This window comes from Psychromarinibacter sp. S121, from assembly GCF_049801035.1.
In the GTDB taxonomy this organism is placed as follows: Bacteria; Pseudomonadota; Alphaproteobacteria; order Rhodobacterales; family Rhodobacteraceae; genus Psychromarinibacter.
Window position 1 is genome coordinate 45,927 of record NZ_JBNAGE010000007.1, and the last position, 14,868, is coordinate 60,794.

Sequence of the window (14,868 nt, forward strand, 5' to 3'; positions counted from 1 at the left end):
AACCACGTCGAAACGCGCTTCCGGCCATATACTCAACCAACCCTGTCGAGCAGCTTCTTGGCGCGCCCTTCCATGTCGAGGCGCGCATCCTGCTGGCTCTTGTCGCGGGCAAGCCGCGTGATGCCCTGCACGAAGTCGAAGATGCTCTCGGGCGGGCGGCCTTCCTCCATCAACACCTTCTCGATGATCTTGCCGGATTCGGCCTTCGAGAAGCCCCGCTTGCGCAGGAAATCCGCACGGTCCTCGTCGCTGCGCGCCACGACTTGCTGCCGCGCCGCCTTGATCCCGTTCACGAAGCCCTGCGGCGAGGAATTGGCAAACCGCGTCAGCGCCGGCGCCGCCTCATGTGCAAAGCGGGAGGCCGCGTATTTCGAGTGGCGGATCTTGATCTCCTGGAAATCCTCGACGCCCCACAGGTTCCGGTTCTGGCACACCGCCCGCAAGTAGAAGCTCGCCATGCCGAGGGTCTTTGCCCCCACCTCGGAGTTCCAGCAGTAGAATCCCCGGAAGTAGAGGTCGGGCGAGCCGTCCGCCAGCTTGCCCGCTTCGATCGGATTGCGATCGTCGACCAGGAACAAGAAGACATCGCGGTCCGAGGCGTAGAGCGTGGTCGTGTCGCGACTGATTTCGACATCGGGGTTGTAGACCCCGGTCGACCAGTCGAGCGCACCCGGCACCTTCCAGCGCGTATCGCCCGTGCCATTGCCCGCGATGCGCTGCACCGCCTCGACAAGCTCGAAGTCATGGATGCGGCCATAGTCCGGGCCCGTCACAGCGCGTAGTTCGGTGCGGCCATCTTCCGTCTCGAAGGTCTTCACCTGATCGGCGCGGTGGTTGGTCAGACCGTATTGCAGGTTGATGCCCGCCAACGGCGCGGGCAGCTGACGCAGGTAGGACGCCGGGGCACCGACGATGCTGGCGAGCTGGCCGAAGGCCCAATGGGTGGGTGCAACCGGTTCATCCCCCTTCGGCAGGACCAGGTGCAATCGCTCGGCGCTGTCGCGCGTTGCCTCGACCCGGATGTCGGCCGTCTGCACCACCCGGCTGCGGCTGCGCTCAGACCGACCCTTCACGCTCGCCCAGAGGTCATCGAGCGACAGATACCGCTCGTCATCGGGCCGGTTGAACCATTCGGACGACACCCGCCCGTTCCGTTCGCCTCGGCTCACATCCACCTTCCAGCCACCAGCCCGCACCGGCTGAACCGGATCCAAAACTTCCACAACGCCCATCGGCTATCTCCCGCGACGGGCGCCGGGAGCCACTCTCCCAGCCTTCGACCCGTCACGAAAGGAACCAACCTCGCTCTGCCTCTCGAACCCCACATGCCAGGTCTTTGAGGAACGATCTGGTCTCCGATGGAGGTTGCGTACACCTTGCTGAGGCACACCCTCGTCCACTATAGTGACGGGATGTTGCATGATGATATCGATCTGCGGATCGGCGCCCGCATCCGCGCCGAGCGCGAAACCCGCGGCTGGTCGCTCACCGAACTGGCCGACCGGGCGAAGGTCTCGCGCGCCATGATCCACAAGGTCGAGCGCGGTGACAGCTCCCCGACCGCCAATCTTCTCGGCAAGCTCTCAGGTGCTTTCGGCCTCAGCATGTCCACCCTGCTCGCGCGCGCCGAAGCAGCAGGAGGCGACCTACTCCGCAAAGACGACCAGCCGGTCTGGACCGATCCCGAAACTGGTTACATCCGGCGCCAGGTTTCACCCAAGTCCGACATGCCGCTCGATCTCGTAGAGGTCACCCTTCCGGCTGGCAAGGAAGTGCCGATGCCCGCCTCGGCCTACGCTTTCATCCGGCAATTGATCTGGGTTCTGGCGGGTGACCTAGTCTTTGCCGAAGGGCCCGTCCGCCACGAGCTTCACGCTGGCGACTGCCTGCATCTCGGGCCACCTGAAGACTGCGTGTTTCGCAATGAAGGCAACGAACCTTGCACCTACGCCGTGGCAGTCCTGCGCGATGGATGACGCCAGTTGGCGCATGATAAGATATTGACAACAAGTCCACTATATTAGACTTTACGGCAATCATAGTGCCGCAGAGGGCTGAACCATGCAGATTCGCGATGCGAAGACCGTGACCTTGAGGGGATCACGGCGATCTACAACGATGCCGTCGAACAGACGACGGCGATCTGGAACGAAACCAAAATTGACGTTGAAAACCGACGTGCCTGGCTCGCTGATCGGCGCACGGCTGGATACCCGGTGATGGTGGCCGTCTCGGATGACGACAAGGTGCTGGGCTATGCCTCCTTCGGCGACTGGCGCGCCTGGGACGGCTATCGCCACACCGTCGAACATTCGGTCTACGTCCGTTCAGACCAGCGCGGCGCCGGGATCGGCAAGGCGCTGATGGAGGCCCTGATCGGGCGCGCCCGCGACATTGGCAAACACGTGATGGTTGCCGGCATCGAGGCAGGCAATACCGGCTCGATCCGACTGCACGAAAAGCTCGGCTTCGAACAGGCGGGCCTCTTACGGCAGGTCGGCACGAAGTTCGGCCGTTGGCTGGATTTGGCTTTCCTGCAGCTCACGCTCGACAAACGGGCGGATCCTGATCGTCCATCCAAGCAATGACAGCTGGAATCACTCTGGGCCTTCTTGTGGCGGCGGGCGCAGCGCTTATCGTACAGAACTTGCTGATGGCCAAGATCACCGGGGCGGCCTCCTCAGTGCTGGTAGCACTTCTGATGAATTCGGCTGTGGGATTGGTGCTGCTATCCGCCTTGATATTGCGCAAGACCGGGATGAGCGGGCTGAATGAAATCGCGGGCATGTTTCGGCTCTGGTTCGTTATCCCTGGGATTTTGGGCACGTTCTTCGTCTATGCCAGCATCACGGGCTATCAAAGCGTTGGAGCCGCGCCGACCATCGCGACCCTCGTCGCGAGCCAATTGCTGTTCGGTCTTGCGTGGGACATGTCCCGCTCTAACAGCCTGACATCGAATGGCATCTTGCCAGCGGCAATCGGGGTAGCGCTTCTCGTTGCGGGCACGATCCTGATCGTGTCGCGCTATCGGTGATACCCGAATGGAAGTCCCGAACCCGGCGGGTTTCCCCGCCGGGCCTGAGGGGGAGACCCCGTTCTCAGAACGGGATCTCGTCGTCGCGGTCGACCAGCTCGGGGTTCTCGTTCTCGGCCGACTTCGGGCGGCTCAGGAAGTCGACCTTCTCGGCGATGATCTCGCTGCCGTAGCGGTCGTTCCCCATGCTATCGATCCACTTGGTGTAGTGGATGCGGCCGTGGACGAGGACCTTCATGCCCTTTTCGCAGTGCTCCGCGACCGTCTTGCCGAGACCGTTGAAGCAGGTGATGCGGTGCCATTCGGTGTCCATGACCCGGTAGCCGTTCTCGTCGCGCATCACACGGCCCTCCGAGAGGCGGGGGCGCGAGGTGGCGAGGCTGAAATTGGAGATCTTGGTGCCGCTCTGGGTGGTGCGGACTTCGGGGGTCTGACCGATGTTGCCGGCGAGGATGACGATGTTCTGCATGATAAGCTCCTGTGTTTCCTGTCTTCGGGACCGTCCCTTCGACAAGACCCTGAAAAAGCCCGTCGGGTGACACGTGCACGGTGGACGGAACGGACGCCGGAAACCCCCAGAGGACCGGGGTGGAGCGGGCAGGACGCCAAAAGCGGCCAACACGGCCCGGGCTGACGCGGGGTTGCGCGCAGGAGACCGAACGGGATTAGGGGATTGTCAGTCGAAGGGATGGCCCAGGAGACAGAGAGATGCGGGGAGCCCATGCCAGACCATGTCGCCTTGCCAATCGGGACTGTTTGACCCAAAGCCCAGCACCACCCAGAGCGGCGCAAATGTCGATCACCGGCTCTCGTCCCCCTGCCCTACCCCGCTGGGAAATGCAGGGCCTTGCCGCGGCGGGCTATCGATACCGGAATGTTCCGGACACGGACCACACCCCACAGCTGATAGCGATCTCGGGACGCTGTCGCAAAACGCGTACAAAAAATGCAGAAGGAAGTCGCCGGGGCATGCTCCACGGTCTTGGTTTGGCAGATGGCGAAAGGTTGCACCAAGGCGGAAGCCATCGCCAAGGTATGGACCACTTCCTGGCCGAACTGATCGGGGAGAGTGGAAACCGCTTGTGCGCCGGTATCGTCGGACTTCCGGCAACCTGAGCTCTTGGCACCGACCTGGTCCGGTCACGGCCGAAAACTACGGCTGTTCGTCGATGTGGCGGCGATAGATTGACGGCCGACGACATGGCCGCGCGGAAAACGCCGGTTTCAGTCTGGGTTGGACGGATCAACTGCGTCCAACTCGAAAATCGTTGCCTCGGGTTTTGGCCCCATCACACGCGTTGGCAGATTAGGCGCAGGCAATTGCCCTCTGTGGTGCCCCTTCACCAACACAACCTTACCGCTGCGATAGCGCCGCTCATGTTCGCTCACCCAATGGCGAACAGGGCCACTTCGCCCATCCTGGACCTGACGCTCGAACTCAAGGCGAGCCTGCCGCTCCTGCATGTGAGCCGCGGCCTGCGGACCAATGCGGATTGTAAGATGGGATTTCTGCGCGCCCAGAATCCAGGACTTCCCGAACTTTCGAGCGGTCTTTGCATCCTTGGTCGTGAACGTCTCGTTTTCCGTGGGAATGATGCCACCCAAGTCTGGGGAAACCAGCATCGCGAAGAGCGCGTAGGGAATGAACAGATCGTAACCTGTTTCAACTTGGTGCACCGTGCGCCGACCGTTGATCATTTCCATCGTATCACCGCTCCGCACACGGAATTCGACCATGGAACGGCTCAACTCGACTTCGACGTTGTCGTAGTTCAACTCGCCTGTCGGAGTTCGCTTCACGAGCAAAGCGCAGATTGGATCGACGACCCGCGAATTCTCGCGGCGATGGAACATCGTGATGCGCAAGTGGCAATTGTTTCGATCATCGATGAGATAGCCGCGTAGACCAGTGCCTACGGGATTGTCGTCATGTCTCGTTACAGGTGAAGCCCGTTCAAAGCGCGCGACACCCAGCTCTCGATCGTCGAATTCGACCCAAACAACGTCGGCGGGGAGCTTCACCTCACCCAGAATGGCCATTGCGGGAAGACCGGTTTCCGAAGCCTGCTTGGCGACTGCGTCATGAAGCGTATCGGCATAGGCTGCAGCCATATGGTCGAGCAGGTACACTTTCGCCTGCTGCAGGGCATCGAGCGCATACTCGCGAAAGAGCCTCAGATCCTCGGACGGCGCAAAGTGCCAAACAAGGTCGTCAGCAGGAGCCGATTTGCCCGCAAGCGATGAACCGTATAAGGAAATCAATGATTTGTAGAGCATGCGACGTGACCTGAACCAAATAAAACGCAGTTTCCGACGAACCCTGACGATGTTCAAGCTGCCTTCATTGCACTGCAATTGACCGCTGATGTCTGGGCAAAGCCAGATTGGCTGACACTCGAGCTTGTTTTCTTAATGCAAAGGCATGCCGACCATCGTCGGCTCAGCCAGCCGGTCGGCCGGAACGGTGGACAGGCGAAAGGCCCGGATCGGAGCTTTGCTCCGAGCCCGAGCCGTCTTCGACCCCGTGGGCTTTACGCCCACGGGTCGATCTCACCCACCACCTGTACCTCGTCTCCGTCGATTTCATCGGCGGGCACGGCGCCAAAGGTTCCATCTCCTGCCTGGAAGACGACGATCGAGACCATGAGCGTGGCGGCGAGGGAAGCGGCGAAGGCGTGAGCATCTTTGCGGGACATCTGTTTGGCTCCTGTCTTGGAGGCGGAGGACCATCCCCCGCGCGACAGGACCCCGCAGGCCCGAAGACTGGCTGACATCACCGGGTGCGTTCGGCTCGTCCGAATCCACCCGGCGGCACGGGTTCGCCCGTAGTCCGACCCCTCGCGGGTTGATCTCGAAGACGGGATTCGGGGCAAGGAAGGGAATGGCGAGCGGGGGATGGTGCGGCCGCTGACTGGAGCCGTATGTTCCGCTGATGCTATCGCTGCCAGCCTCCCGGGCAGACATTTGGTAGAAGACCTCCTTCCGTGTTGAATTGGATCCTTTGGTGCCCCGCGATCTCGCGGGACAGGGTCGTGATGGGTGAGAGGCCCGCACTTTGGCGGGCCCCTTGGGTTCTACGTAGGCTCAGGCGGCAAGTTCCGCGTCCCCTGCCCTATCCCCGTCCTCGCTGCCGACGATCTCCAGCCGCGCGTTGCGATAGCCTTCTCTGGCGATCCAGAGTTCGGCAGCCGTGACAGATTCGGCCAGGTGGAGCAGTTCCGTGCAACCGCCAAAATCCACCAGGACGCGCACCTGTCCGGGCTTCGGTTCCTCTGCTACCTCGAAGGTCAAGGCGCTATCCGCCGAATGGGTCCGCATGATCGTCACGAGTATGACCCCGTCCGAGGAGAAGTTCCCCTCGTGCAGCGTGAACGACGCCGGCGCCATCCAGGTCGGATAGGGTCGTGGCGGCTCCTTCTTGACGAGACGGCCAACGCCGTTCGAGCGCTCCCAAGCCGCGAGTTTCTTCGTGAACCGCGCAGGCGGTTTCGGACTGTTGTCGGTGTAGCAAATGAGCGCGCCCAGGGGCGCGGTGTCGAGAATGGTGGTTGCAGACATGATTCTTCATCCTGAATGCGTCTATTTGCATTCATCATATTGATATTGTTACCTTTTATGTGATTGAGGACGGGTTTCCCCGCCCTCGGATGGCGCGGATCACTCGGCAGCCATCATCGATGCCTCATTGCTCGGCAAGTCCGCTGTAAGGAAGGCGGGCAGATCGACATCTTCGGCCTGGTCGGAGTCGGAAACGAGCTCAGGCGCCCCCTGCCCTTCCGCACCGTCGAGTGCTACCAGGTCGTGACGGCGAAGAACCTCTGGCAACCAGCCGCTACCTTTCAGCAGACGCTCGGCTTCGGTCGCCATCTCGCCCTTCTTCAAGTGATCGAGGAGTTGCGCCGTCCCCTCCCCCTTTGCCTCGCACACGGCCTCGAGGATCCGTGCCTTGGGCACGCGGTTCAGGTAGGTATCGGCCGTCGGCTCCCACCCCGCCTCGACCATGTCAAGATCGACCGCCTGTGCGACCAAGTCGGACTGGGTCATCCGCTTGGTCAAACCGCTGGCGGAGATACCGGCACCATAGGGGTTCACCTTCTCATGGAGCGCGTTGATCCCGAAGCTGAGGCAATGCGCGAGCAGCGACAGCCGGCTCCCTTGATCGAGGGAAGCCAGGTAATCCCAGAGAGCGACATCGTCGCCGAGCGGCAGGTCGGCCTCCCACTCCGCGTGACGATCGTCGACGAGCTTGGCCACCACGCTGTCCTTCAGATCGCTCGTCTGCGCCGACATGTAGACGTGACGCACCGAAGCCTCGAGGCAGCTGCCGGCCGAACTGGACGTCCGGAAGGTGTCGTTGACGAGCTTCAGGAGCAGCAGCGTCAACGCGACGTCAGGTGAGCGACCGACAGCTTCGCGCAGTGCCAAGGTCCGGTGCGCCGTCAACTCCATGATCAGCCGCTCAGGCAAGGGCTTCAACGCACCATCGTCCTCGTCGTCGGGCATGTTCGCGCCAAGCGATTGACCGGCAGAGGTGATCACCGTGCCATGGCCGATACCATCCACTTTGCTCCCCGTTGAAAGCTCAACGCCCTGCCCGTCTGCCGCCTGTTCACCGCTGTGGACGTCGGCATCTTGCCGAGGTTCATCCTCGGGCCGGACAAAGCCCCGATAAACGGCAAGCTCGCCATAGCGGTCAAGCGTCACGAAAGCCCCTGCCCGTGCGATCTCCTCATCGTCGAAGATCAGCGGCCGGGCCTCGAGCTTCTCCATCGCGACTTCCAACTCGCCAAGTCGCACGTCGATCTCTTCGGGGAATTCATCCTGGCCCTCGTATTCCTCTTCGAGCGCTCGGTATTCGGCAAGCAGCTTGGCATGGGCGGCGCCTTCGTCATCCGTCATCGGCGCCGGGTCGCCGCTCAGCCGCCGCAAACCGTGGCTGTAGCCATAGGGCAGGTCGAGCGAGACCTCGATCCACTTCCAACCTTCGGTCGCAATGGCTTCGGCTTCAGCCTGAAGCTTTTCGCTGACCAGACGATCGAGCAGGGCTGGGTCTTCCAACCAGCCGCCGTCATCGCCCTGGAAAAGGTCATGCAACATGGTGCCACCAGCCGTCTCGTACGCCTCGACCCCGACAAAGACGGCCCGACGGTCAGAGGCGCGTACCGAGGTTTCCGTCAGCATACGCCGGATCTGATAGGGCTCCTTGTTCCAGGACGACTTGATCGCCTCCCAGACCTGAATCTGACGCTCGTGGTCCGGATTGACCGTGAAGGCCATCAACTGCTCCAGCGTCATTTTATCCTCGGCATAGAGCTCGAGCAGGGCAGGGGCCACGGCGGCGAGTTTCAGGCGCTGTTTGACCACCTGCGACGTGACGAAGAAGGCGGCCGCGATCTCTTCATCGCCCTGTCCCTTCTCCCGCAGCGCCACGAAGGCACGGAACTGATCGAGCGGGTGCAGGGCCGCACGCTGCATGTTCTCAGCCAGAGAGTCGTCTTCGGCGAGGATCGTGGAATTGGCATCCCGCACGATGCAGGGAATGGGCGTCGTCTTGGCCAGGCGTTTCTGCTTCACGAGGAGCGACAATGCCTGGAAGCGCCGACCGCCAGCGGGGATTTCGAACTTGCCGGTCTCGGACCCATCATCCGCCAGAACGGGCCGGACGCTCAGGCTCTGCAGCAACCCGCGGCGGGCGATGTCTTCGGCCAGTTCCTCGATGGAGATGCCGGCCTTGATGCGCCGGACGTTGGACTGGCTCAGCACGAGCTTGTCGAAGGGAATGTCCCGGGACGGGGACAGGGTGACTTTCTGGGCAGATTTCGCCATCAGATCTTCTCCACGACGGGCGCCGGAAGCCACTCTTCCGATCTCACTTCCCGTCACCCCTCCAACCAACAAACCTTTCCCTCTCCTGTTCTGACACTCCCGAGACAGGACCTTAACAGCTGTTAAGTCGTCAGTCCCGAGGTGGCGGAACAGTACGCAGTCTCTCAACCTTAACAGCTGTTAAGCTGCAGATCGTCGTCCAATCAATGCCATGACCATCGGCCCACAGGAAAACTCACCGGCCACAGCTTTGGCAGTCAGAGCTCGCAAGTATCCACCAGGCGATCTGATGTCCTCAAAGCGTTCCAGCATGGCAGAAACGACGATCGACGCTTGCTCCGGACCCATGAACCGCTGCGCTTCTTCCCATGCAGATGCACTGATCCCCATGGCTGGTCGCACATGGCATGCCGCATCGAAAAGCTGGTGCCAATGCCGGATTTCGCCTTGGTAGAAGGTCTTGAGCGAGGGGCATGCCGCGATCACCAGGTGCAGCGGGATCTTTGGCAGGTGTCTTGTGTCCTGTTCATCGACGTCAGCCACGGGCCCATCCCTGTCCACATCTGGCACGCCGGCCACCGCCCCGCTTTTTTCTAAAGCAGCTTCAAGATCTATAGATTCTTTATTTGAATTATGATGGTGACGATCAGATCGAGCATCATTGGTGTTCATTTCTTCTGTTTCAGAGCCATCAATGATGTTGCGTGCCTGATCGAGGAGAGCTTCAAGATCGGCTCGATAGGCCGCGAGGTCCTCAATTGAAAGCTTGCGGCGAAGCGCGCGCGCTGTGAGGATAGCCTTGTCACGAAGCTGGTCCCAGATGCCTAGGCCTGGCTGCATCTCGTCTCCGAACTCCGCGAGGGCCGCGAGATCACGCCGCATGAGGCTTACAACCTCTCTCAGACGCCTGACGCGCTCCTCAGCCTCACGTACGGCCTCTGCGGCCCGTGCTATCTCCTCGGACTGGCAGTAGAGCGGGGAAAGATCGAACCCAAAGGCGACGCGCTCTTCGCCGTGCTTGCGGACGTAGCGCTTTCCATTGGGGCTATCACGCCGCTGGAGCAAACCAGCCTCGACAAGACGCGCGAGGTGACGACGCATAGTGGAGCAGGGCATACCATTCAGGCGCTCACAGATCGCCTTGTTCGAGGGGAAGACTACCATCTCGGCGTTCCCGCCAAGTGCATCGTCTGGAAAGAAGCTGAGGAGCCCCTGCAAAACAGTCAAATCACGTTCTGACACGCCAAAGGCCGCTTGCGCCTTGGAGAGCTCGCGCAGGAGTTCCCACTTGTTGACGGGTCTGCCCGGAACAGATGCCTCGGGTCGCTCGATCACGCGCAGATGGGCGTGCGAGATCGGCCGCATAAACGGCGAAATCGGTGTGTACTCCATGAAAACGTTCACGAAGGCAAAATTTCTGCGGCCCGCGAATCGCTTTGCGCTTGCGGGGTAGGGGCCAGAACGCTACATTCAGAAGTGCGAAAACTGAGATTTTGTAGCGGGCTGATCCCGGTGCGAAACCTTACAAAGGTCTCGTGAAGCTAGCTTCTCGGGGCCTTTTTCTTTTTGCCTGTATCGTGCCTCCTTCTTGTTGGTTGCTCTTCCTCAGTCTCCTGAACGCTTCCAGCGCTCATGAAGCTCGGTAATCAGCTTTGGGGCATTGCCCTCCAACCAGCTGATAAAATCAGGTTCATCCGTAGTCAGATCGAGTTTAAGCTGCTTGCCTTGGCGACCGGTCTTGACCGTCGCAGCTCCGACACCGGGGATCGCCAAAGCAGGCACGCCCTTTCTAGACGGGTTTGCTTTCTTCTCTGGGCTCTTCGCAGCTGCCAGAACTGCGAGAAACGCACGCTCAGAAACCTCATCGACCGAGCCGGAACTTTCGGACTTGGCTGCATGAGCTACGGCTTGCAGTTGGTCTCGATCACCGTCGTAGGCACCCAAGGCCTTTTTGAGCTCTTCCCATCTCGGGCGACCAATCCCGGGAGCCGCACCAATTGCCTGGATGAGTTCCTCGCCGACCGTCCGAACGACACTCAAGAGTTGTGAAACCCCAGCTTCGTGGAGGTTAAGGACTTCGGCGACACCTCGATTGGTGCGCTCAGCCCCTTCCAAATGGTCACCGTCCAGAAGCGCCGTCGCAACAAGCGCACGTTCAATAAAGCTCAGATCACGACGCTCTTGGTTCTCGAGAAGCTGATCTCGAAGCGCTTGATCACCATCAACTTCCGTGACGATGGCTCGAACTTTGATACCGAGCTCGCGACATGCTTCCAGGCGTCTGCGGCCATAGATCAGGTTGTAGCGATCGCCTTCCAGTGGGCGGACCAAGACAGGCACACGCTGACCGTTCTTGGAGATTGAATTCTTCAGGCCCTCAACTTCAATCTGAAGCCTGTCATCCAATCGTCCTTCGGTAATAATCTGCGCCGGATCGATCTCAAATACACCGCCACGCAGTCGGCGCCCTTCAAGAGCGTCAGGAGCGTTGCGAAGGGTCTGCAGCGGCAGGCCAAGTTTAGGCTTTCTTGCCATTCCGCCCCCATGTGTTCTGGATGATTTCAGCGATCTCATCGTTCACTGCGTTCATGGATTCGATTGCACGATCAAACGTCTGACGCGTGAAGTCCTTCTTGTCAGCTTCGTAGAGCGTTTGCTTAGTCAAGCCGGCATCAGAAATTGCGGTCGATTCAACCATGTGATTGGTCAGGACCGACCTCCCGAACAGTCCGCGAATGAAAGCGATGACTTCGGTTTGTGGCGCGTCGCCGACTTTGTATCGCGTTGGCAAAAAGCGCAGCCAATCGAAGCGCAGATTTGCGCCTGCATCCCTGATCACTCCCAGGAGATCCGCGGTCATTCGCAGGAATTGGGACATCGACATGAGGTCAAGCATCTGCGGGTGAACCGTCACGAGGACACCCGAGGACGCGGAAAGTGCTGACATCGTCAAGAAACCAAGCTGCGGCGGGCAGTCGATCACAACAACGTCGTAGTTCGCTTCGACACTATCGAGTGCGTCATGAACTCTCGCGAAGAACGCTTTCGCTCCGCCTCGCTGGATAGCAGCAGGCGTCTCGTGCTCGAACTCCATGAGTTCAAGGTTGCCCGGGATAAGATCAAGGCCGCGGATGTAGGTCTTGCGGATCACTTCGGCGATCGGAACCGGATCGTCGTAGCGAACGGCATCATAGAGGGTTCCGCCCTCCATAAGGTCAAGTTCCGGCTGGATTCCATGAAGAGCCGAAAAAGATGCTTGGGGGTCGAGATCGATCGCAAGAACCCTGTACCCCTTGAGCGCCAAGCGCTGAGCGAGGTGAGCAGACGTCGTCGTTTTGCCGGACCCGCCTTTGAAGTTCACCACTGAAATGACTTGAAGCTCGTCACCGTCGCGACGCCCAGGCACGTAAGTTCCAGACTTTTTTGCGTTTCCTTCAAGCGTCTGCCGGATTTCCCAGATATCGTCGAGCGTATAGCGGCGATGACTTCCCGCCGTCGTCTCGACGTCAAGAATTTTTCCTTCTCGATGAAGCTTCCGAAGATAGGTATGGTCGACGCCAAGGAGCTCAGCAGCTTCGCCGCTGGTCAAAGTGCGCATCACCTTCTTTGCATCCGGCGGGAAGTGGGCAGCGCGCTGAGCATGCAGGTTTGACGCGAGAAGTTCCGCGTAGTGCCCGATGGCGATGTCTAGATCCTGCTCTACTTCTCTCATGTCTGCCCCGATCCGTGGGCGCGTTTTTTATGTGACCGCGCGTTATTTTTCGAGACTATTGCCCGACCAACCAGATTCGTGCAAGCACTTTCTAGATTTAGTGGCAATCGGTTAGGCCAACACAAGTGCCGCCTTTAGAGGAGCCCCAGTTTTTCAGCGCGCTCCAGCAACATTCTGACTGAGGAAGGCTGCCAGCTGGTGCGACCGCGAGGGGTACGCTCACGCATGGATTCCAGTCGGTCACAGATTGCCTGCAGGGTGATCTCGGGGTCAGCACCTTTGATTGCAGCGACAATCGCAGGCAGGCGATCGTCAGTTTCGCGACGTCCAGCGCGGCCAAGAACTTCATCAGGCAGAAAGCCGTCGCGCACATATGCTTTCACGGCGCGGAGCAGGCGGCTTTGGGTCCAATGACGATCTCGGGGCAGGGGGCCATTGATAATCCGCAGGACGTCTTCCCAAGCCATAACGGGGCGCAAGCGGCGCACATGGGGCACCCAATCCTGCGCTGTCTCGTTCAAGCGCTCCATGTAGCCGTCCTGTCGTGCCAACCGCACCTTGCGCAGCGCCGCGGGATCACGGGCGCGCAGACCGGGGTTGCCGCCGATCCGGCCCTTGCTGCGCGCCGAGGCCAGCCCCGCCTTGGTGCGTTCGCGGATCAGGGCGCGCTCGAACTCCGCCGCGGCGCCCAGAACCTGCAAGGTGAACTTGCCTTGCGGCGATGCCGTGTCGATCGGATCATGGAGCGAGCGGAAGAAGGCCCCCTTGGCCTCCAGGCGCTCGATCACTTCTAGCAAGTGCGACAGAGACCGCGCAAGTCGGTCGATCCGCACGACGACCAGCGTATCGCCGCTCTTGACGCGTTCGATCACACGCGCGAGCACCGGCCGCGCCCGATTGCCACCTGAGGCGTGCTCTTCAAAGATCTCTACGCAACCCGCAGATTGAAGGGCCTCCGACTGGGGCAGGGGGGTCTGATCCTCCGTCGATACGCGAGCATAGCCTATGAGGGACATGAAAACCGGCCGTTTGCAATTTTACATATCACCAATAAATGACCGTTTGAAAACGGATGCAAGGGGCGGCTCTGTGGTGGCGCTCGTTAGAAACCCCTTGGTTTCCTTGCGCCGAGCGCCACGAGAACACTCAGACAGGGTGGCGCGGTTGCCTTCTATATAGAGTTATAGGCGGCACCCCAAGATTTCGCTTGGGTGCTGTGCAAAAGCACCATATTTTGCACATATGAAACCGCAACAGTCCGTCTTTCCAGAGGAATTGGAGGATGACACCGAGGGGCCCTATGACGGTGCGCCATCGGAAGAAGACCTCTGGTTCCTGCCGGGTCCGGTCGAAGACGAACCCGACTTCCTGTCGCCGCTGCCCCGGGCGGAGCCCGATGAACGTGCGCTGGTCGCGGATTGGGAAGCCGCCCAGGCATCTCAGGCCCTGCGGTTGGCGCGCGTGGCTGCCCGGTTCGGAGCCCTGGATGACCGTTTGGCCCGCGGGCCTGAGGGGTGGCGGCATCGGCTGGCCCTCCTGGCGTCTTCCGAGTTCAGCTGGATGTCAGGCGACCGGGTATCGGTCGATCGCCTGGGGCTTTGGCAGGCGATGCGCCTGGGCGCGACGGGTGAAGACAGCTCAGATCTCCAGCGTGCAGCTTGGACGTTCCGGCGGCTTTCAGGAGGTCCTGGACCGGAACCGGACTTCGCGAGCTTTCTGGGTCGGCACGAGGTGGAGGGCGTCGAACCGCTCACGGAGAAAGTCGCGGCTTGGAACGCGGTCATGGGCCTGACGTCCAGTCTGCACCCTTTGGTTAGGGCGTGTTTCGCATTTCACCTGTGGCCATTGACCGGGATCGGCCCGGAGGGCGATGTCCTCGAGGGAGCGGTCGTCGCGGCAAGGCTGTCGGGGGCTGAAGGGCAAGGCGGGGCCTTGTTCGCGCCGTTGCAGATCGGCGGGGCAGGGGGGTTGCGCGGAGCCGATCCCGAGGAGCGGCTGGGAAGGTGGCTCAAGGCGGCCGAGCAAGGGATCATCGGGTCGATGCGACAGATCGATCAACTGGAGGCGTGGGAAGCCCGCGCAATCGCGCGCTCCTCGCGTTTGTCGGGACGCACCCCGCCGCGCCTGATCTCTGTCCTGCGCGATTGGCCACTCGTGACCGCGCCCATGGCCGAGGAACTCACGGGCGCCAGTCGCGCAGCCATTCAGAGAAACCTCGCCTGGTTGGAAGCGGAAGGCCTTGTGCATGAAGTCACAGGGCAGGGGCGGTTCAGGGTGTGGCGGGCGTCGGCCTGAA

General features: G+C 60.8%; 14 protein-coding genes. 4 read left to right on the forward strand and 10 right to left on the reverse strand.

All coding sequences use genetic code 11. The annotated features are described in order from the left end of the window. Positions 1-32: 32 nt before the first annotated feature. On the reverse strand, positions 33-1,232 hold the full coding sequence (locus ACP156_RS23365; RefSeq protein ID WP_425053766.1) for a DUF932 domain-containing protein: 1,200 nt from the start codon (positions 1,230-1,232) through the stop codon (positions 33-35). Between the two features lie 126 nt (positions 1,233-1,358). Here ACP156_RS23365 and ACP156_RS23370 point away from each other — a divergent pair, with 126 nt between their 5' ends. From ACP156_RS23370 to ACP156_RS23380, 3 genes are all read left to right on the forward strand, one after another. Next, complete coding sequence (locus tag ACP156_RS23370; RefSeq protein ID WP_425053767.1) at positions 1,359-1,976, forward strand: helix-turn-helix domain-containing protein; 618 nt, start codon at positions 1,359-1,361, stop codon at positions 1,974-1,976. A gap of 132 nt (positions 1,977-2,108) precedes the next feature. Further along, positions 2,109-2,588, forward strand: a complete 480-nt coding sequence (locus ACP156_RS23375; protein WP_425053840.1) for an N-acetyltransferase family protein — start codon at positions 2,109-2,111, stop codon at positions 2,586-2,588. Beyond that, complete coding sequence (locus ACP156_RS23380; protein ID WP_425053768.1) at positions 2,585-3,034, forward strand: DMT family transporter; 450 nt, start codon at positions 2,585-2,587, stop codon at positions 3,032-3,034. The genes ACP156_RS23375 and ACP156_RS23380 overlap by 4 nt, the downstream gene beginning before the upstream one ends. 64 nt (positions 3,035-3,098) lie before the next feature. On the opposite strand, the gene ACP156_RS23385 is transcribed toward ACP156_RS23380, so the two are convergent. From ACP156_RS23385 to ACP156_RS23425, 9 genes are all read right to left on the reverse strand, one after another. Further along, a complete protein-coding gene (locus tag ACP156_RS23385) occupies positions 3,099-3,503 on the reverse strand; it encodes a single-stranded DNA-binding protein (RefSeq protein ID WP_425053769.1) in 405 nt (134 codons plus the stop codon). 755 nt (positions 3,504-4,258) lie between these two features. After that, entirely contained in the window at positions 4,259-5,311 is a 1,053-nt protein-coding gene (locus ACP156_RS23390) for a hypothetical protein (RefSeq protein WP_425053770.1), read from the reverse strand. A gap of 254 nt (positions 5,312-5,565) precedes the next feature. Next, positions 5,566-5,730 carry a hypothetical protein gene (locus ACP156_RS23395; RefSeq protein ID WP_008335988.1) on the reverse strand — a complete coding sequence of 55 codons (165 nt, stop codon included), beginning with the start codon at positions 5,728-5,730 and terminating at the stop codon, positions 5,566-5,568. A 388-nt stretch (positions 5,731-6,118) separates the two neighbouring features. Further along, on the reverse strand, positions 6,119-6,592 hold the full coding sequence (locus ACP156_RS23400) for a hypothetical protein (protein WP_425053771.1): 474 nt from the start codon (positions 6,590-6,592) through the stop codon (positions 6,119-6,121). Between the two features lie 99 nt (positions 6,593-6,691). Continuing rightward, positions 6,692-8,860 (reverse strand): ParB/RepB/Spo0J family partition protein, encoded by a 2,169-nt coding sequence (locus ACP156_RS23405; RefSeq protein WP_425053772.1) that lies wholly within the window; start codon positions 8,858-8,860, stop codon positions 6,692-6,694. A gap of 180 nt (positions 8,861-9,040) precedes the next feature. Then, positions 9,041-10,252, reverse strand: coding sequence for a plasmid replication protein RepC (gene repC, locus ACP156_RS23410; protein ID WP_425053773.1), 1,212 nt, complete (start codon positions 10,250-10,252; stop codon positions 9,041-9,043). Between the two features lie 213 nt (positions 10,253-10,465). Continuing rightward, the gene (gene repB / locus ACP156_RS23415; RefSeq protein WP_071974350.1) at positions 10,466-11,395 is read right to left on the reverse strand and encodes a plasmid partitioning protein RepB; all 930 of its coding nucleotides are present in this window, start codon (positions 11,393-11,395) and stop codon (positions 10,466-10,468) included. Beyond that, positions 11,379-12,572, reverse strand: coding sequence for a plasmid partitioning protein RepA (gene repA / locus ACP156_RS23420; RefSeq protein WP_425053774.1), 1,194 nt, complete (start codon positions 12,570-12,572; stop codon positions 11,379-11,381). Before repA ends, repB begins: the two co-directional genes overlap by 17 nt. 134 nt (positions 12,573-12,706) lie before the next feature. Continuing rightward, positions 12,707-13,588, reverse strand: coding sequence for a recombinase family protein (locus tag ACP156_RS23425; protein ID WP_425053775.1), 882 nt, complete (start codon positions 13,586-13,588; stop codon positions 12,707-12,709). A 226-nt stretch (positions 13,589-13,814) separates the two neighbouring features. Between ACP156_RS23425 and ACP156_RS23430 the strand changes: the two genes are divergently transcribed. Continuing rightward, entirely contained in the window at positions 13,815-14,867 is a 1,053-nt protein-coding gene (locus tag ACP156_RS23430; protein WP_425053776.1) for a hypothetical protein, read from the forward strand. The last annotated feature ends 1 nt before the right edge of the window (position 14,868 follow it).